The organism is Desulfotruncus arcticus DSM 17038, assembly GCF_900113335.1.
Taxonomy (GTDB): domain Bacteria; phylum Bacillota; class Desulfotomaculia; order Desulfotomaculales; family Desulfallaceae; genus Desulfotruncus; species Desulfotruncus arcticus.
The window spans coordinates 108778-126855 of record NZ_FOOX01000005.1; the positions used below are offsets into that span (position 1 = coordinate 108778).

20 protein-coding genes are annotated in these 18078 nt (G+C 40.8%); 9 read left to right on the plus strand and 11 right to left on the minus strand.

All coding sequences use genetic code 11. The annotated features are described in order from the left end of the window. Positions 1–239 precede the first annotated feature (239 nt). Positions 240–1652 (minus strand): sigma-54 interaction domain-containing protein, encoded by a 1413-nt coding sequence (locus BM056_RS08525; RefSeq protein WP_165613440.1) that lies wholly within the window; start codon positions 1650–1652, stop codon positions 240–242. Positions 1653–1941: 289 nt separating this feature from the next. Here BM056_RS08525 and minC point away from each other — a divergent pair, with 289 nt between their 5' ends. Then, a complete protein-coding gene (gene minC / locus BM056_RS08530) occupies positions 1942–2583 on the plus strand; it encodes a septum site-determining protein MinC (protein WP_165613441.1) in 642 nt (213 codons plus the stop codon). Here minC and BM056_RS08535 read toward each other — a convergent pair. After that, positions 2552–3094: an NUDIX domain-containing protein gene (locus BM056_RS08535; protein WP_092470691.1), complete on the minus strand. Its 543-nt coding sequence runs from the start codon at positions 3092–3094 to the stop codon at positions 2552–2554. The genes minC and BM056_RS08535 overlap by 32 nt on opposite strands. A 10-nt stretch (positions 3095–3104) precedes the next feature. After that, a complete protein-coding gene (locus BM056_RS08540) occupies positions 3105–3707 on the minus strand; it encodes a DUF3786 domain-containing protein (protein ID WP_238456384.1) in 603 nt (200 codons plus the stop codon). Positions 3708–3894: 187 nt separating this feature from the next. Between BM056_RS08540 and BM056_RS08545 the strand changes: the two genes are divergently transcribed. The 8 genes from BM056_RS08545 (at position 3895) to icmB (ending at position 11105) form a co-directional block, all read left to right on the plus strand. After that, complete coding sequence (locus BM056_RS08545) at positions 3895–4875, plus strand: acyl-CoA dehydratase activase-related protein (RefSeq protein WP_092470695.1); 981 nt, start codon at positions 3895–3897, stop codon at positions 4873–4875. Continuing rightward, the gene (locus tag BM056_RS08550; RefSeq protein ID WP_092470697.1) at positions 4876–5967 is read left to right on the plus strand and encodes an acyl-CoA dehydratase activase-related protein; all 1092 of its coding nucleotides are present in this window, start codon (positions 4876–4878) and stop codon (positions 5965–5967) included. Positions 5968–6004: 37 nt separating this feature from the next. Then, on the plus strand, positions 6005–6976 hold the full coding sequence (locus BM056_RS08555; RefSeq protein WP_092470699.1) for an acyl-CoA dehydratase activase: 972 nt from the start codon (positions 6005–6007) through the stop codon (positions 6974–6976). Then, positions 6973–7185, plus strand: a complete 213-nt coding sequence (locus BM056_RS08560; protein WP_092470701.1) for a hypothetical protein — start codon at positions 6973–6975, stop codon at positions 7183–7185. The genes BM056_RS08555 and BM056_RS08560 overlap by 4 nt, the downstream gene beginning before the upstream one ends. 326 nt (positions 7186–7511) lie before the next feature. Beyond that, complete coding sequence (cobO, locus tag BM056_RS08565; RefSeq protein ID WP_238456371.1) at positions 7512–8051, plus strand: cob(I)yrinic acid a,c-diamide adenosyltransferase; 540 nt, start codon at positions 7512–7514, stop codon at positions 8049–8051. A gap of 14 nt (positions 8052–8065) precedes the next feature. Continuing rightward, positions 8066–9028, plus strand: coding sequence for a methylmalonyl Co-A mutase-associated GTPase MeaB (gene meaB / locus BM056_RS08570; protein ID WP_092470705.1), 963 nt, complete (start codon positions 8066–8068; stop codon positions 9026–9028). Next, positions 9021–10688, plus strand: a complete 1668-nt coding sequence (locus BM056_RS08575; RefSeq protein ID WP_092470707.1) for an acyl-CoA mutase large subunit family protein — start codon at positions 9021–9023, stop codon at positions 10686–10688. Before meaB ends, BM056_RS08575 begins: the two co-directional genes overlap by 8 nt. A gap of 15 nt (positions 10689–10703) precedes the next feature. Beyond that, positions 10704–11105 (plus strand): coenzyme B12-dependent isobutyryl CoA mutase small subunit, encoded by a 402-nt coding sequence (icmB, locus tag BM056_RS08580; RefSeq protein ID WP_092470709.1) that lies wholly within the window; start codon positions 10704–10706, stop codon positions 11103–11105. Positions 11106–11152: 47 nt separating this feature from the next. Here the strand turns inward: icmB and BM056_RS08585 are convergent, their stop codons facing one another. The 8 genes from BM056_RS08585 to yqeB all read right to left on the minus strand — a co-directional run bounded on the left by BM056_RS08585 (position 11153) and on the right by yqeB (position 18019). After that, on the minus strand, positions 11153–12328 hold the full coding sequence (locus BM056_RS08585; protein ID WP_092470711.1) for an aminotransferase class V-fold PLP-dependent enzyme: 1176 nt from the start codon (positions 12326–12328) through the stop codon (positions 11153–11155). 342 nt (positions 12329–12670) lie between these two features. Continuing rightward, positions 12671–13288, minus strand: a complete 618-nt coding sequence (locus tag BM056_RS08590) for a nucleotidyltransferase family protein (protein WP_092470713.1) — start codon at positions 13286–13288, stop codon at positions 12671–12673. Then, complete coding sequence (gene yqeC, locus BM056_RS08595) at positions 13276–14055, minus strand: selenium cofactor biosynthesis protein YqeC (RefSeq protein ID WP_092470715.1); 780 nt, start codon at positions 14053–14055, stop codon at positions 13276–13278. Before yqeC ends, BM056_RS08590 begins: the two co-directional genes overlap by 13 nt. Positions 14056–14407: 352 nt before the next feature. After that, positions 14408–14734, minus strand: a complete 327-nt coding sequence (locus tag BM056_RS08600) for a winged helix-turn-helix domain-containing protein (protein ID WP_092470717.1) — start codon at positions 14732–14734, stop codon at positions 14408–14410. A gap of 284 nt (positions 14735–15018) precedes the next feature. Then, positions 15019–16041: a molybdopterin-binding protein gene (locus tag BM056_RS08605; RefSeq protein WP_092470719.1), complete on the minus strand. Its 1023-nt coding sequence runs from the start codon at positions 16039–16041 to the stop codon at positions 15019–15021. A 24-nt stretch (positions 16042–16065) separates the two neighbouring features. Then, a complete protein-coding gene (locus tag BM056_RS08610) occupies positions 16066–16371 on the minus strand; it encodes an XdhC family protein (RefSeq protein WP_092470721.1) in 306 nt (101 codons plus the stop codon). Further along, on the minus strand, positions 16368–17177 hold the full coding sequence (locus tag BM056_RS08615) for an XdhC family protein (RefSeq protein WP_092470723.1): 810 nt from the start codon (positions 17175–17177) through the stop codon (positions 16368–16370). Before BM056_RS08615 ends, BM056_RS08610 begins: the two co-directional genes overlap by 4 nt. Positions 17178–17212: 35 nt before the next feature. After that, the gene (gene yqeB / locus BM056_RS08620) at positions 17213–18019 is read right to left on the minus strand and encodes a selenium-dependent molybdenum cofactor biosynthesis protein YqeB (protein WP_092470725.1); all 807 of its coding nucleotides are present in this window, start codon (positions 18017–18019) and stop codon (positions 17213–17215) included. Between the last annotated feature and the right edge of the window lie 59 nt (positions 18020–18078).

The following is an 18078-nucleotide window of genomic DNA, read 5'->3' on the forward strand; positions in this document are numbered from 1 at the left end:
TATTCTTATTGTTTAATCAATTTTGGTTGCAATTAGCAGGCAAACGCTCAATTCAACCCCCCGAGCGGTAAAATATCCGATCCGAAATGCCGTATACGGGTTTAAACGGGTTAACTTAACTTCTGAATTTCTTTTCGTTTTCTTAAAGCGTTAACTTGTTTTTACAATTTGCTGCTTTTAATTGTTAAAAAAAGAAAAAAGCTTACACTAAGCGTGTAAGCTTTTTGAATTATTTTTGTTTATGCCAGATTATATTTAACCAGTTTTTTATAGAGACCAGGCCTCGAAATACCAAGCATCTGAGAAGCTTTGGCCTTGTTTCCCTTACTGTTTTTTAAAGCCTGGATAATAATTAGTTTTTCAGTTCGGTTCATGATTTCCTCAAGCGTTTGCCCTTCGGAAAAAGTTATTCCCAAATCATTTTCCTGCTGAAAAACAGATTTTCCTGTCCCCTGGTTATCACTTTCCAATAAAGTAATCAAATGTGACGGTAAATGTTGCTTTTCTATAACGTTACCTTCGATTACATTAAATGCACGCTCGATAACATTTTCTAATTCACGAACATTTCCCGGCCAGGAATATTTTAAAAACACTGCCTCAACTTCTTCCGAAATAGCTGTAACCTGAAACCCAAACAAGCGGTTGAATTTTTCAAGAAAGCACTCTACAAGTTCAAATATTTCCTCTTTCCTTTCCCTAAGCGGCGGAATGGAGAAATTAACAACGTTCAGCCGGTAATATAAATCTTCGCGGAATTTTTTATATTTTACCATTTGTTCTAAATTGACATTTGTAGCCACAACAACCCGTACATCTGATATCTTTGCATCACCGGCACCAAGTTTTTGAATTTCTTTTTCCTGTATAAATCTAAGCAGTTTTGCTTGCAAGGCAAAGGACAAATCTCCTATCTCGTCCAAGAAAACAGTTCCGCTGTTGGCCAGCTCCAGTTTACCGACCTGCCCGCCTTTTTTACCACCGGTGAAAGCACCTTCTTCATAACCAAAAAATTCCGATTCCAATAGTGTGTCTGGTATAGCGGCACAATTTATTTTTATAAAAGGTCCGGACCGCCTCAAACTGGCAGTATGAACGGCCTGGGCAAATAGTTCCTTTCCGGTGCCGCTTTCACCCGTAATTAAAATGTTTGAATTACGTGGCGCAACCTTTAGTAAAGTTTCCTTTAGATCCATTAACTGAGGGCTGCTGCCTATGATCTGGTCAACAGAATAAAAAACTGCAGCTTGCTTTTTTGTGGCTTTGGCTTTGGTGGTATGTTCATCTAGATCCTGATTCTCGTTACGCTCGGGGTTTAAAAATTTAATTTTAGCCAGTGCTCCCTGAATATGCTGATTATTCCTTATAGGTAAGTAATCAGCTAAAAAACTTCGGCCGTCGATACTATCTATTTTTCCAAGCTCAGGAACACCATTTTTAATAATCTTAATCAATTTTCGTAAACCACTATGCTTACATACGTCTGTCAGTGGTTTACCAATCATTTTATCCGGAGAAGATTTTAATGTTAAAGCAAGTGAATCATTAATTTGCAATACTTTACCATTTTCACCTATAACTAAAAGCCCCTCATTACTATTCTCAAAAATTGTTTTTAAAATTTTTTCAGGCGAATAATTACCTTCTGGCATGTCCTCCGGATAAAACACCCACATCACCTCAAAATTTTTAGACTTGTAAAAATATTTTAACAAGTCTAAAACAAGCTGTACAGCCCTGAATTTGTTTAAAAATATAAATGAAGTCACAGATAGTCTTAATTAATTCATTTTTTACATTAATGTCACATTCGGATACACTTTTGTTGCAAACGTAAAAATCTTTACCGGTTTAAGATTTAGTTTTCTTGTAAGAAAAAGGAGGAAAATTAGTCCCTCATATCGAAATAAGTATGCAGATTTTGGAAAAGGGGTAGTTCTTTTGGCGAAAGAAGCAATCAATATCAAGGGGACAAGACAGGGTCTGGCCATTTTACTTGACCCTAATAAAAATTTTGATGAAATGAAATCCGAATTAATTTTTAAGATGGAAAAAGCCAGTGGTTTTTTCTCTGGTGCCAAGTTTACCCTGCATGGTGTTAAGAACCTTTATCCAGAAGAAAAAAGCCAACTAGAGGCAATTTGTCAGGGCTACGGCCTGATCCCTTCCGCCGATGTGCCATCGCCCAGGGAACGATATAACACAAAAACGCCAGAATCCCCCATAAAATCTACCAACATGCCTGTGGCAGGAGAACTGGCGTTACTTGTTAAACGAACCTTGCGTTCGGGACAAAGAGTTGCTTATGAAGGGCATATCACTATTCTCGGGGATGTTAATCCCGGAGCGGAAGTCGTGGCCGGTGGCAACATAATTATTATGGGTAATTGTTCAGGTTTTATCCATGCGGGAGTAAATAACAACCGCAAATCTTATATAATTACCCTGGGTTTACATAACGCCCAAATCAGGATCGACGACAAAGTGCTGTTCAAAACTCCTGAACATCTGCACAACGGGCCTTATGTAGCCCGCATTGAAGACAATAAAATCATTTATTACAAACTTGACCGGCCTGGTTAGATAAAAATAAAATACCTATAATTGTCTTAGCATCTTTAATGCTACCATTTCTTATCATTTCCAAAGCATCATTTACGTTAACCGTTTCAATCTCAATAAACTCATCTTGATCAAATTTAGTCTCATGCATTGAAAGTTCACCGGCTAAATATAAATATATTTTTTCCGTGCAAAAACCGGGAGAAGTAAAGAAATAGCATAATTCCTTCCAAACTGCAGCACGGCAGCCGGTTTCCTCCTCCAGTTCCCGCTTGGCGCAATCCAAAGGTTGTTCACCCTTTTCTACCTTGCCGGCCGGAATCTCCAACAGATTCTCTCCGGTAGGGTAACGGAACTGCCTTACCATCAGCACCTCATTGTTATCGTTAAGCGCCAAGACCGCCACCGCATCACTTAACTCAACAATTTCTCTAAACCCTTGACGCCCGTCCGGCAGCATTACCTGATCTTTTTTAACCGTCATAATTTTGCCGGCATAAATATTTTCAGATGAAAGTTTTTTTTCTTGCATTTATGGCACCTCACATTTTAACTAACTTCTTCATTTCCCATAAGGCCAACCCAGGCAATAAAGCATAATCCTCTGTATGAAGATGACTGGAAGCTGAAGCATCAAATAAAACATTGCCCGAAGGTGGAAATTCATCATCACCTTCCCATAATACAAAAGTAATTGGAATTTTGGGCAATACCGGCACCGTAACAGCAACGTCACCAAGATCTTCTTTCCAGCCGCCCAATAATTTAGCAGCTTCTACTATCTTCTCTTGATTTTCACCAAATATTGCAACCAACGGCCTTACAGACCTATTGGTAAATGGGCCAATATAAATCGAACCACTGGTCAGCTCCTGAAATGCAATTTTTGATCCTTCCAGCACCCTGTTGCTGCAATGAGTCAAGTAATGCAGCAAAACAATCTGGTCTGTAACCTGCACTTCCCCTCCGTTCTCACATACTACTTGTCCTTCAGGATGATATACTTTATACTTTTTCCCCAAATAAGGTACTTTAAAAAATAATTCAACAGCATCAAATTCCACCAGCGCTTTTTCGGCAACGGCTTCCGGAACAATATTGTAAAATTCCTTTAAAGCTGTTTGATGAGCAGGCTTCAGATTCATAAAAGCCACGTTATAACCTCCTTAGCCAAATATATCTTAAAATAAATCATACCACAGCAAAATGCAACGCCCTGCGTAGTTTGAATATTCACAAAAGGATTTTTTTCATGGAAAAAGAATATAGAAAATGAATATATTAAAAATAACACCTATCCTTTCATAATTTATAAATTTGGAGAGATATTAATTGATTCGCGTTGGTATACCTAATGCCCTTTTTTATTATGTTTACTTCCCCATGTGGAAGGTTTTTTTCGAAGAACTGGGTTTACAGGTTGTAACTTCAGGCAAAACAACAAAAAAACTATTGGACGGCGGTGTGCGGGAAGCATTGGCGGATGCATGCGTTCCCGTTAAGGTCTTTTTTGGTCATGCCTTGTCATTAAAAGACAAAGTGGATTTTTTGTTTATCCCCCGTATTGTTTGTTTAAACAAAAAAACCGTATTTTGTCCCAAATTTTTGGGTCTTCCGGATATGATCCGTTTTGGCATGGAAAACATGCCCACTGTCATTGACGTTCGTATTGATACCAGAAAAAAATTACATGCAATATTTTCAGCTTATTACTCTGTGGGCCAACTGTTTAATAAAAAACCGGGACAGATAATAAAAGCATATTTTAAGGCCAAGCGTATTCAAAAGATATATCAAGAATATTTACGCAAAGGACTACAGCCACCGGAAGCTATTGATTTGATTTTTAATAATAAGAAGCCCATGCTTGTATCGCAGCCCGGACAACTTAATTTTGCCATTGTAGGATATCCATATATAATTCATGACCTCTATATCAGTGTTGATATCGTAAATAAATTAAGGCGTATGGGAGTTAATGTAGTTACTTCGGACAATCTTTCATCCCTCACTCTAAAACTTCAGCGCTGCAATACAGGCAAGAGATTGTTCTGGACTTTTAGTGAAAGGACGCTGCGAGCTGCCCGTTATTTTTCCAAACAGAAAAATAAATTGGATGGTATTATCCACTTAACAGCTTTTGGCTGCGGACCGGACTCCATTGTAGATAAATTTATCCAATTTGACAACGGTACCAACGGTATTCCCTTTATGAGCCTCTCCATAGACGAACACAGCGGCGAAGCAGGCATGGGAACAAGGCTTGAAGCTTTTGTTGATATGGTCAGGCGCAAAAAAAGGAGTGAACGATAAATGCGTCGCGTCACTTTTCCTCACATGGGAGAATCATATCGCACTTTTAAAATGCTGTTAAACGACTTGGGCAATGAGGTAATACTGCCTCCCCGCCCCAGCAGAAAAACCTTAAACCTGGGGGTTCAGCACACCCCTGAGTTTGCTTGTTTCCCACTAAAAATTCTTATGGGTACTTATTTGGAAACCATTGAAATGGGTGCCAATATGATCGTCACTTCAGGTGGCGTAGGACCGTGCAGAGCCGGCCTTTATGCAGAGCTGCACAAAAAAATTCTTCATGATCTTGGTTATAATATTGAAATGATCGTTTTTGAACCGCCCAGATTATATCCTTTTAATTTCATCCGTAACGTTTATAAACTTAATCCTGCCAGGCTGTCTATCAAGGCAATAATTGAATGCATTAAAAGAGCGTGGCGCAAGCTGCAAGCTCTGGATAATCTGGAAAAGGCCACACATATTATCCGCCCCCGGGAAACTCATTTTGGGGCCACGACTAAAACCTATAAAAAGGTTCTGGAATGGGTTGATGAAGCTTATACAACCAATCAAATAGTTGAAGCTGAAAAAGCCGCGTTAGATGATTTAAGTAAAGTACCGCAAAATCCGGAGCGTATTGTTTTAAAAGTCGGGATAGTGGGCGAAATTTATGTTTTGCTTGAACCGGCCAGCAATCTTGAAATTGAGGAAACACTGGGCAATTTGGGAGTAGAAGTTGAAAGATCCATGTTTTTAACCGGGTGGACCAGGGACAATACCTGGAAGGAAACGGTCGAAGGAATGACCGTAAAAGAAGCTGCGGAACCTTACCTGCCCGAACTGGTCGGGGGACATGGCAGGGATTCGATTGGCAATACTATTCTTTATGCCAAAAGAAATTTTGACGGAGTAATTCAAATGGCCCCGTTTACCTGTATTCCTGAAATAGTAGCCCGGACCATATTAACATCTGTTAGTAAAGAATATAACATCCCTGTATTAACTTTTTTCCTGGACGAGCAAACAGGAAAAGCAGGAATGGTTACCCGCCTTGAAGCATTTGTAGATTTAATGAAAAGAAAAAAATTGCTCTTGGCGAGCAGCTCATGACCAATGATCATCTGAAAGCCTACAAGGAAGTGACGTTATGAAAGCCTATCTTGGAATTGACGTTGGTTCTGTTAGCACTAATGTCGTCGTACAGGATGAAAATGGAGATGTACTGGCCAACTTATATTTACGCACCAAAGGTCGGCCTGTTCAGACCATACAATACGGACTTAAAGAAATCACCAAAAGTCTTACTGATAATGTAGAAATTTGCGGTGTCGGAACCACAGGCAGTGGCCGCTATCTTGCGGGAGTAATGGTAGGGGCGGATGTAATTAAAAATGAAATTACAGCCCATGCCGTTGCTGCATCTTTTTTTGTGCCCGGAGTTCAAACCGTTTTTGAAATCGGTGGGCAAGATTCCAAAATAATTATCCTTCGCAACGGTATAGTCGTTGATTTTGCCATGAATACCGTTTGCGCTGCCGGAACCGGTTCATTTCTGGATCAACAGGCTTCCCGTCTGGGCATACCTATTGCTGAATTCGGATCACTCGCCCTGCGTTCCACCAATCCAGTGCGAATTGCCGGGCGCTGTACTGTTTTCGCGGAATCGGACATGATCCATAAGCAACAAATGGGACACCCGCTGCAGGATATAATTAACGGCTTATGTGAAGCACTGGTGCGCAATTATTTAAACAATGTGGGGAAAGGTAAAGATATACTGTCTCCGGTTATTTTTCAGGGCGGTGTTGCCGCCAACGCAGGCATTAAGGCCGCTTTTGAAAGGGCCTTGGGCATGAAGGTTATGGTGCCGCCCCATTACGATGTAATGGGGGCTATAGGAGCAGCCATGTTGGCTAGTGAAGAAATCCAATCCACCAATAAAAAAACAATGTTTAAAGGCTTTTTAATCTCAGACCTTAATTACCGCACCGGTAGCTTTGAATGCAACGGATGCCCCAATGCATGCGAAATTGCTGAAATTTACGAGGAAGAAAAGGTCATCGGCCGCTGGGGAGCGAGATGCCCCAGGTGGGATATTATTCAGGAGGAAAAGCATTGACGGAGCACGATTTAAAAATTCTGGCTGTTTTTTTTAATGGAGTGATAATTATTGCCATGGTTGTATCAGGTATCTGGGTGGGACTTGACGCATACAGGAATGGTCGAAATAAAGCTGAAGCATTAATGTGGGGCTTCTTTGCTGGCTGGTTCCTGGTAGTTGGTCCTATCTTTTATGTATTTTTCAAAAAAAGGTTTTACAAATCCTAACGGTTAGAAGAATTATATACTCATACGCTATTTGTTTTCCGGTGGTCTGGATATACTGAATGATGACACCTGTCAACGATCACTTACAAGATATATACCTGTAATATTTGTGGTTTAAGGCCTGGGGGCTCCGTAAATGTCATTGCGAGGAACGAAGCGACGTGGCAATCCCGGACCCTAAACTCTTAAAGGACATACCTGAATTCAAAACCCTTTTTATCTTCATTAAGGGTTTTTTATTATTTATAATACTCTTTTTTTAAGGCATGTTTTTTGCTTATTCTATAAATATATTTTTTAAAGTAGCATGGAGGGAGGTGTTCGGCGTGTCCCGACCCCGGTTAAATAAGGGTTTGGTTCAAGTTTACACTGGTAACGGCAAAGGCAAAACGACCGCTTCACTCGGCCAGGCTGTACGGGCTATTGGTCATGGATATAAAGTCTTTATGCTTCAATTTATGAAAGGCAGTAAGGATTATGGAGAAATACAGACTGCGGAAAAATATTTACCCAACCTGATCATTATACAAAGCGGCCTTGAGACGTTTGTCAGCAAAGAGAACCCATCACAGGCCGACATAGATCTGGCCAAACAGGGTTTGGCTACTGCGCGAAAAGTTATAGAGGAAGGCCATTATGATCTGGTGATTCTGGATGAAATCAACGTAGCCCTTGATTTTAATCTTATTGATCTGGATGATGTATTAGAAATGATTAAGACCAAGCCGGACCATGTTGAGTTGATATTAACCGGCAGATATGTTCCTAAAAAAATACTCGATCATGCCGACCTAGTAAGTGAGGTTTCCCTTATTAAGCATCCTTATTACCAAGGGGTTGCCGCCAGGAAAGGCATTGAATATTAAAGCGGGTGAAAAATATGTTGGAGGTCAGTAAACTAATTCAGGGGAATAAGCGTACAGCAGCAAAAATGATTTCTCTGATTGAAAATGAAGGAGAAGGTAAGCGTGAACTTTTAAGCAAGATTTACCCGCACACAGGCAACGCACACGTCATCGGCATCACCGGTTCGCCGGGAGCGGGCAAAAGTTCACTGACCGATGTATTAATTAAGCAGGCACGAAATAACGAATTAAAGGTTGGTGTTATCGCCGTAGATCCAACTTCCCCGATATCCGGCGGGGCACTGCTTGGTGACCGAATCCGCATGCAGGAGCATGCTTTGGACAAAAACGTTTTTATCCGCAGCATGGGCACAAGAGGCTGCCTGGGCGGCCTGGCCCGCGCCTCTAAAGATGTGGTTAAGGTTCTTGATGCTTACGGGTGTGACATTATCATCATTGAAACTGTAGGTGTTGGGCAAAGCGAACTGGACATTATGCATTACGCCGACACAACACTGGTTGTTCTTACTCCCGGGGCAGGCGATCACATCCAGACGATTAAAGCAGGTATTATGGAGATTGCGGATATTTTTGTTATCAATAAGTCAGACCTGGGCAATACCAAAAAAATTGTTACTGATATTGAGCAAATGCTGGATATGAGTCCGCGCTACCATGGCAAATGGCGCCCGCCGGTAGTGGAAACAAGTACGCTTGCCGGCCTGGGTATAGAAGAGCTATGGTCCTTGATTCAGCAACATCTGGAAGCTTCCCGGGCCAGCGGTGAACTGCGGGTTAATGTTCGCGAGCGCCTAAAAGCTGAAGTAATGGAAATGATCGAAGAAAATCTAAGCAACTACTTATGGGATTCATTAACTCAAAACGGCGGTATAGAGCAAATGCTGGATGATTTGGTCGACCGGAAGATCGATCCATATACGGAGGCCAACCGGATTTTTCAAAAATTTTTGACAGAAAGGAGCAATGTTAATGTCTGAAAAGTATATTAACGAAATAGGAGCCGCTAAAGAAAAATGGCAGGCTGCCAGATCTAAACGCAAAGACCGGGACGTAAAATTTGAAACAGTTTCCGGTATGGAGCTAAATGATATTTACACCCCGGAAGACATTAAAGACTTTGATTATTTTAATGACCTGGGTTTCCCGGGAGAATATCCCTTTACCAGGGGTGTCCAGCCTAATATGTACCGGGGACGTTTGTGGACCATGCGCCAGTTCGCCGGGTTTGCCACAGCGGAGGAATCCAATCAACGCTATAGGTTTCTTTTGGAAAAAGGGCAAACAGGTTTAAGCGTAGCCTTTGATATGCCGACAATTATGGGCTATGACAGTGACCACCCGCGCTCCTTTGGTGAAGTGGGAAGGGTTGGCGTAGCCATTGACAGTCTTGCCGACATGGAAACATTATTTAACGGTATTCCACTTGACAAAGTAAGCACTTCTATGACCACCAACGCCCCGGCCTCAATTTTATGGTGTCTGTATATCGCCACCGGCGAAAAACAAGGCGTGCCATCGGAAAAATTAACCGGGACAATACAAAATGATATTTTAAAGGAATATATCGCCCAAAAATCATGGATCTTCCCTCCTGAACCATCAATGAGACTAATTACCAATATTTTTGAATATGCCTCAAAAAAAGTCCCCAAGTGGAACACTGTCAGCATTAGTGGCTACCATATTAGGGAAGCCGGATCAACAGCGGTTCAGGAGCTCGCTTTCACCCTGGCCGACGGTTTTGCTTACGTTGAAGCAGGTATAGAGGCAGGCCTCGATGTCGATGATTTTGCCCCCAGGCTATCTTACTTCTTCAACTCACATATTGACTTCTTCGAGGAAATAGCCAAATACCGGGCGGCCAGGCGCATCTGGGCCCGGAGGATGAAAGAAAAATACGGAGCCAAGAACCCCAAATCATGGCTTTTACGCTTCCACACCCAAACAGCCGGGTGCAGTTTAACCGCTCAGCAACCGGAAAACAATATCGTCCGCACGGCCTATGAGGCTTTAGCTGCAGTTTTGGGCGGAACTCAATCTTTGCACACCAACTCAATGGATGAGGTTCTTGCTCTGCCAACGGAAAAAGCAGTTCATATTGCTTTAAGAACCCAGCAGATCATAGCCTATGAGACAGGGGTCGCCAATGTGATGGACCCTCTGGCGGGATCGTATTTTGTTGAGGCGTTAACCAATAAAATGGAAGAGGAAGCAGAAAATTATTTCGAGGAAATTGACCGCCGTGGCGGTGTTCTGGCTGCCATTGATCAAAACTTCTTCCAGCAGGAAATTGCTGATGCAGCTTATCAATATCAACGGGCAATTGATAAAAAACAGCGCATTCAAGTTGGAGTAAATGAATTTATAGATCCGGATGAAAATCTGGAAGATTTTGAAATCCTGACCATTGACCCGGAAATAGAGCGCAAGCAAATTGAAAATGTGCAGAAATTACGCCGTGAACGCAATAACCTGACGGTTCAGGATAACCTTGACGCACTGAAAAAGGCGGCCCAGGGAACTGAAAACCTAATTCCATATATTCTTGAAAGTGTAAGATCTTACGCAACGGAAGGCGAGATAGTACAAACATTGCGGGAAGTATTTGGCGAATATAAAGAAAAACCGACTTTCTAGTGAGGTGAATTTAAGATGGCAAGAAGAATAAGGGTTTTAGTGGCAAAACCAGGTTTGGACGGTCATGACCGCGGGGCCAGAGTAATTGCCAGGGCACTCCGGGATGCCGGTATGGAGGTTGTCTACACGGGACTGCATCAAACCCCGGAGCAAATCGTGGAAGCGGCAATTCAAGAAGATGTTGATGTTGTAGGTCTTTCAATTCTTAGCGGTGCCCATATGACTTTGTTCCCCAGAATCTGTGAATTACTGAAGGAAAATGGCGCCGAAGATATTATGGTCATGGGCGGCGGAACAATTCCCGAAGCTGACGTCAAGGCGTTAAAGCAAGGCGGTTGGGCAGCTGAGCTGTTCACCCCGGGAACAACTATCGAAACCATAGTTGACTGGATCAACGCCAACGTTAAAGTAGATTGAGTACGTTGGGGACACTCCCCGAAGGGGGGGTGTCCCCTGACCTTTTTTTAACAGCTGCAGCCTGCCCCCTTAAATTCCGACAGGTCCCTTTCTTTTAAATCGCTCAGGCACTTGAGCGCATAATCTACTTCTTCAATTTTATTAAAATATGAAAAGCTAAATCTAACCAGCTTGGTTTCAAATGTACCTATCGTCCTGTGGGCGTCGGGCGCGCAGTGCAAACCTGCCCGGCAGGCAATATCATGCCACTTGTCCAATGCACCGCCTAGAGCGGCGGTGTCTTTGCCCTCGATTAAAAAAGAAACCACCGGCGCCTTGACCTCATCTTTTGAGGTCCCATACATTTTCCAGCCCTGAATTTTAGAAGCCCCTTCGATAAATGCCTTCGTCAGCCGGTTTTCATGCTCCCTTATCCGCTGCAGGCCGGTTTTTTTGATAAAATCGACGCCGGCACCCAGTCCGGCAATACCAACGGCATTTAAGGTGCCGCTCTCATATTTTTCCGGCAAAATATCAGGCTGGCCGGCCACCGCTGATTTACTCCCGGTCCCCCCCATGCGGAACGGTTTTAAAAATGCCGCCCGCTCGCCAACGTAAAGCACGCCGGTACCTGTAGGCCCCATCAACCCTTTATGGCCGGGCATAGCTAATAAATCAATTTTCATTCCCTCAACGTCAATATCCAAAATCCCTGCTGTTTGAGCAGCATCAACAATCAAAATTTTACCCGCTTCCCGCACCAATTCTCCGATTAGTTTAATGGGCATGATCGTACCGGTAACGTTAGAGGCATGAGTTATGACTATCGCTTTGGTATTAGAGCGTATCGCCCTGGACAGTTCCTCCATGTTAATTAATCCCTGTTGGTTACATGGTATTTTGGTAACTTCAATATTATTTCCAAGGCAGTGCAAGGGCCGGGTTACTGAATTATGCTCCATAGAACTGGTAATAATATGGTCCCCAGCCTCAGTTATTCCCTGTATCGCCATGTTTAGTGAGTCTGTGGCGTTAAGGGTAAAGATAACCCTGTCCGGATCAGAAATATTAAATAAATCGGCAATGGCCTGTCTTGTACGATCAACCAGTTTTCCAGCAACCAGTGACAGCTTATGACCCGACCGGCCAGGGTTGGCTCCGGCTTCTTCAAGACAATAGCGCATGGCGTCCAGTACTTCCGGAGGCTTAGGCCAGGTGGTGGCAGCATTGTCAAAATATATCACATAAACCCCTCCCAATGAATCTGTTTCACATATACTTAAGCATGTATGAAACCGGTATTAATATACCTCGTATATAAGAAAACTGTTCAAAAGGATTTTGGCTCTATTATTGCAGAAACATGGCTATTCAAAGCTCTAATTTATGTTTTATCCATGTGGAAAAGTGCATTTTTGGGCAATATCAAGTATAATCAATAGAAAAATGTGTTTGAAAATCTAATTATCTACATTTCAACGATTAAACTAATTGCATATAAGGTTTAGCTTTCGAGCTTTTAACAAAGAACGGATAGCTCAGGTTAATTAGTTTTTTAACGATTTAAAGTTTTTCAGTATAGTTAGTTAAAATGGCGGTATTCCATACATAAGATGTTTATGTTTTAGGTAGTCTTGCCAAGTATCAAGGTCAGTGAATATTCCTGTATCATCAACTTCGACCATGTAAGTAGCGTCACTATATTCTTTTAATATTTTTTTAGCCCCTATATCCCCCGTAAGTTTTAGCAACCGATCAAATAAAGCCTTATCAAAAAGGACTGGGTGCCCGCTTTGCCCCTCGCAGGACGGCGCGATTATTAGGCCATTTGAGCTACTATACTTAGCTATAATTTGATTAATTGTTGAAACTTTAATAAAAGGCATATCCCCCAGAAAGATAGCCGCAGCTCTGGTTTCAGGGTAAAGAAAGAGCAAGTGAGCAATCCCTTTTTTTAGGGAGGAACTGATTCCCATGGTATAATCCGGATTATAAACAGTTTTTACATTGTAATTAGCTAGGGTATCTATTATCATTTCTTTTTGGTTTCCTAGGACAACGATTATCCCCGCTATATTAGAAGCCATAATTGATTCAAGGGTGCGCTGTAGTACGGTGCGGCCTGATAAGTCCAGCATCAACTTATTTTGGCTAATTCTGCTCGATAAGCCTGCCGCCAATACAATGGCATCTATTCTAAGCATTTATCTAACACCCTCTTCGATGATGTATAATAAATTTTTGGAGGTTTTTTACCTGCGGCCCCGATAATAACATTGTTAACACCTTGTGCTTCCAATTTAGCTGCTAGGCTGAACGACTTATTTAAGTCTTTCTGATTCTCTACTTTGTTAATAAAGACTGTCCACCGGGCACTGTCAGGTACATTTTTTTTATAACCTAAGCTATGCAGCATAATCCTCAGAATAGTTCTCTCTGTAACAACTTCTCCCATATCTAAACCTGTCAATAATTTTATTTGTTCCAAAGCGTGAAAATATTTTTCAGACAGCGGTTGATCAATGCATTCAGCACCAATAACAACCAAAACTAAGGTTGAGAATTCAGGAACCACAGGTTCATGGCAACGCGGTGCTTTGAAGGGCTTTCCTTTAGACCCGTCGCCTTCAATAAGCAGATAATCCAACTTTGTTATTGACCTGATCTGTGCCAATTCATTTTCAGTCAGAGCAGTTAGTTTTCCTTCTTTATTAACTTCTCCACCAACGACCACACAATTAAACAAACCAAGTTGTGATTCAACAGCCACCTTTAAATCAGTTTCTTCCCCCGACAGAACAACCATCAGTGATTCAGGGAGGTACATTTTAACCGTTGTTGTAATTGCAACTTTGTAACCCACCCCGGCCAACTCTTCTGCGAGTTTGATAATAATAGTTGTTTTCCCGCCCCCACCAACGGCGGTAACCGTATCTCCTTTATGTAGATCAAGAGCTTCACTAATCTTCAATTATATCAACTCCCAAAAGATAGAACGTTATAAACAAAACAAGTCTACAGCGAAAACCTAGTTTCATATCTCAAGTGTAACCAGCAAACGCTATAGACAATGCTTTGAATTAATTGTTTAGAAATGTAAGCCATGTTAACAATTCTCTACATTTAATCATTAATACAACTAATATTTTTATTAAAAAATAAATACTTTAAACTAAGCATAGCCTATTTTAGAAGTTTCCATAAGGTTGTTTCATCGTGCCTTTGTTTATTAATGTTGCCGCATGCAGTATTGATAAGTAATATAAGCAATAAGGTAATGCTAATAGTTAATTTTTTCATACTTATATACTCCTACAAAGCTTTTAACCAAAATGCTTGTTAAACAAATTATTTAATATTTCATCAGCTTCTCCTATAAAATTTCCATATTTCAACATCAGGTCCTTAGCTTCCGGGGTCAAATAAGAACCTCCCCCTGAATTACCTCCAGTTTTACGTCTAATCAGTTTGATGTTTAATCGCTTTTCCATAGTATTTATTAGGTTCCACGCCTGACTATAAGACATATGTATTTCAGCAGCTGCTTTATTCAAAGATTTTAACCTATTGATCCTTTTAAGGATATCGTAAGGTCCTTCACCAAAAGCTTTACCGTTATTATAAAGCCATATTTTACATTTGAAGTTCATAAAATGTCCTCAACTCTATTCATAATAATATTATTTCAAAAACAGGTACATAATTCAACAATTCAATTTACCTGTATGAATATCAACCTGACTTACAGCAGCACTTGATGCTGAATAATGGGTTGTATATAAACCTACCCTACCACATTCATCAGGGGACCAGTAAGCACTTGGGCTAGTCCAGTAATGGGTAACTTCAATTCTATTTATCAAATAAGATAATATTTACTGTCTAAATAAGGAAATACCCCTACAATCTGAAAAGTTTAATTAAATATAATTAATTATCCCTTTCCAAATCCGCAATTCGGGTAAAAGCATATTTCACAGTTTTGGCATAGGCCTCCTACACCCAATTGGATTATATCTTCTCTATTAATTAATTCACCAGCAAGTATACGTGGTAGCACAATGTCTAGTATAGTTGACGGTGAGTATATAACACAGGCTGGAAGTCCCAGAATTATAGTTCCCTCCAGTTCTGCAGCCATAAACATAGCACCAGGCAGTACAGGAGAACCGTAAGTTATTATGCTTGCACCTGTGTTTTTAATTGCACCCGGAGTTCTATCGTCTGGATCAACTGACATACCACCAGCAACTAAAATTAATTCTTTTCCATTTTCCTTTAATTGTAAAATTGTATCAGTAATTCTATTTATATCGTCCGGCATATATATTTGTTCCTCTATACTATATCCAAAGGAATCCAGTTTTTTCTTTAAAGCCGGCCCAAATGCGTCTTCAATACGTTTGTAATAAACCTCATTGCCCGTTATTACAGCCCCAATTTTTAACGGCTTAAACTTTGTTACCTTAATAATCCACTCATATTCCCTGGCTAAAGATTCTACCTCGATAACCGCTTTTTCTTCTATTGTCAAAGGTATTACTCTGGTTGCAGCTACTGTTTTTCCCTGATTGACCGGAAAGTTATTGTGTAAGGTGCTAAAACACATATTTAATATTGAATTTATTCGGTTAATGGCATTTTTATTTACTTTGAATAACCCATCGTAATCTGCTTTAAAACTGATTTTGCCTTCATGTGGCTCTGTATGGACAATGCCGTTTCCGATTACTGTTTTTGCTATTCTATAAGCGGCATCATTTTCATGGATATGACCTTCGGGAGGTTCCCAAATATATATATGGTCTTTACCCATAGACAACAATACGGGGATATCTTCTGGTTGAATCACATGACCTTTTTTAAATGCCGGCCCTTTAAATTTTCCCGAAACTATTTTAGTTAAATCGTGACTTAAAACCATGCCAACGCTATCTGCTACAGGTATTGCTTTCATTTTAAATCCCTCTCTACTAAATTTTTAAAGCCTACCTATAAATTCGATGTAGATTACTCCGTTACCACCGCAAATCATGCCCTCATCCACTAAATCACGTTCAAAAAGTATTGGCTTTTTTTTATCTATAACTTCTCTTGCCTTTTGAACAGCCAGATATTCTAATTGTCCACCTCCGATGGTGCCAATTGTTTTACCATTTGGAAACACCAGCATTTTGGCACCTGCCTTACGAGGGGTTGAACCGCTCGTTTGGCACAGTGTTATTAGCGCTGCTTTCTTATTATTTTTCAGAATATTAACGATGTTCTCCAGGATTTTCTTGTTCATGCCGGCATCCCTGCCTTTATTTCTTTTAAAGGCCTGCAACTACCGTTGTTTACTTTAGCAACTATCTCGGCCATAATACTCAAGGCAATTTCAGCAGGCTTTTGCCCTCCAAGATCCAGGCCAATAGGTGCAGACACCTTTTCTAATTCTTTTTTTTCAATACCCTGATTTAAAAGCTGCTGAAAGGTAAGCCTTACCTTACTGGAACTACCAATCATGCCAATATAAAAAGCCCCGCTGTCAAGCACTGCTGATAAACATGACTGATCATACTTATGACCCCGTGTAATAATTATAATGCAGGTTGAGGAATCAATTTCATCAAGAGGTAGCCTTTCCCGGTAATCTATGCAGATTAATCCACTGGCTCCAGGAAATCGCTTTGGGTCGACAAACTCCGGCCTATCATCAACCACTATAATTTTAAATCCCAGTATAGAGGCGATTTCTACGAGAGGTTGGGCTACATGCCCAGCACCAAACACAAGTAATTTTTTCTGTGGCAAGAAAGGATCTTCTAAAATCTTTATGCAATGGTGACCGGTTTGCTTCTGAAGGTTAATTTGTATAATACCAGTATTGGGTAGGGCCCCGTTAAAAATATTTGAAACTCTGGACTCCACATATTCATCCAGCTCAGCTAATCCCAGTGAGCCATAATGCCCTTCACCCATGACTATAAGTAAACGAGACTCCTCTTCTAATCCGGGATATTCTCCTATATCAATCAGTGTGTAAAGGATAGCCGGGATACCTTTTTCCATAGCATTGAATAATTTATCAAATATTTCATTCTTTCGAATCAATTTTAACCTCGCTCCCTTTTTCTATTAAATGCTGTTCAAGCTATAGTCTGTTCCTTTAGTATCTGCAGTGCACTTAGCACCCCTTTACCAACGGCTAATGCTTTATCTGTTATGACATAACAAACATTTTTATTTTTTTCAGGATGAATATCCCCAACCTTCATGTTCTTGTACACCGGCAGCCCACTTTTTATTAAACCCCGAACAACTCCCCCAATTAGAGCTTTAACCGGTAAACCATTTACAGTTGCTACAGTATCACCTTTTTCCACATAATCACCAATTTCAAGTTTAGGTTTAAAAGTTCCCTCAACAGGTGAACGAAGAAGTCGTTCAATCTTGTACCCCAATACGCTACCGGGGATACCGGTATTAGGCGTAGCCGTTCCACTAAATATGGGGGTTCCAGGATTTGCATCCCTATGCGTTTCTATTACTGCATGAGCATCTATTCCAGCCTCAAAACCCGGTCCAAGTGCTATTACTATATTTGCTTCACTCCTTTTAGTGCCTAGATTCACTTTAGCCATTGTTGCGTCGATAAGGATTGATGGGCTTAAATCTTTTCTTACTTCAAAACAGGGATCAACAATTACTGCAATATCTCCTTTCAATAAAATTTCACTTACTTCTTCAACATTTTTAGCTAATTTACCACATATTCCCTGTACATAAATTTTACCTTCATATACGGCTTCTGCAAAAGAAACTTTTCTTCGTACACAAGTTGGTTTTTCAATTTCGGTCATAATTACGTTGTATCCTTCTGATTTTAAAACATAAGCAACACCGCTAGCCAAATCCCCGGCTCCTTTAATAATTACAAATTCAGGCTCATTCATATTGTAATCGCTCCTTTTTATGCGTTATACATTACCATATATAACGAAATGTAATAAAA

Excerpts from the sequence above, each read along its gene's own strand:
- BM056_RS08525 (WP_165613440.1), bottom strand. The coding sequence starts at position 1,652 with ATGCCAGAAGGTAATTATTCGCCTGAAAAAATTTTAAAAACAATTTTT.
- BM056_RS08535 (WP_092470691.1), bottom strand. The coding sequence starts at position 3,094 with ATGCAAGAAAAAAAACTTTCATCTGAAAATATTTATGCCGGCAAAATT.
- BM056_RS08540 (WP_238456384.1), bottom strand. The coding sequence starts at position 3,707 with ATGAATCTGAAGCCTGCTCATCAAACAGCTTTAAAGGAATTTTACAAT.
- BM056_RS08550 (WP_092470697.1), top strand. The coding sequence starts at position 4,876 with ATGCGTCGCGTCACTTTTCCTCACATGGGAGAATCATATCGCACTTTT.
- BM056_RS08555 (WP_092470699.1), top strand. The coding sequence starts at position 6,005 with ATGAAAGCCTATCTTGGAATTGACGTTGGTTCTGTTAGCACTAATGTC.
- meaB (WP_092470705.1), top strand. The coding sequence starts at position 8,066 with ATGTTGGAGGTCAGTAAACTAATTCAGGGGAATAAGCGTACAGCAGCA.
- BM056_RS08575 (WP_092470707.1), top strand. The coding sequence starts at position 9,021 with ATGTCTGAAAAGTATATTAACGAAATAGGAGCCGCTAAAGAAAAATGG.
- icmB (WP_092470709.1), top strand. The coding sequence starts at position 10,704 with ATGGCAAGAAGAATAAGGGTTTTAGTGGCAAAACCAGGTTTGGACGGT.
- BM056_RS08590 (WP_092470713.1), bottom strand. The coding sequence starts at position 13,288 with ATGCTTAGAATAGATGCCATTGTATTGGCGGCAGGCTTATCGAGCAGA.
- BM056_RS08600 (WP_092470717.1), bottom strand. The coding sequence starts at position 14,734 with ATGAACTTCAAATGTAAAATATGGCTTTATAATAACGGTAAAGCTTTT.
- BM056_RS08605 (WP_092470719.1), bottom strand. The coding sequence starts at position 16,041 with ATGAAAGCAATACCTGTAGCAGATAGCGTTGGCATGGTTTTAAGTCAC.
- BM056_RS08610 (WP_092470721.1), bottom strand. The coding sequence starts at position 16,371 with ATGAACAAGAAAATCCTGGAGAACATCGTTAATATTCTGAAAAATAAT.
- yqeB (WP_092470725.1), bottom strand. The coding sequence starts at position 18,019 with ATGAATGAGCCTGAATTTGTAATTATTAAAGGAGCCGGGGATTTGGCT.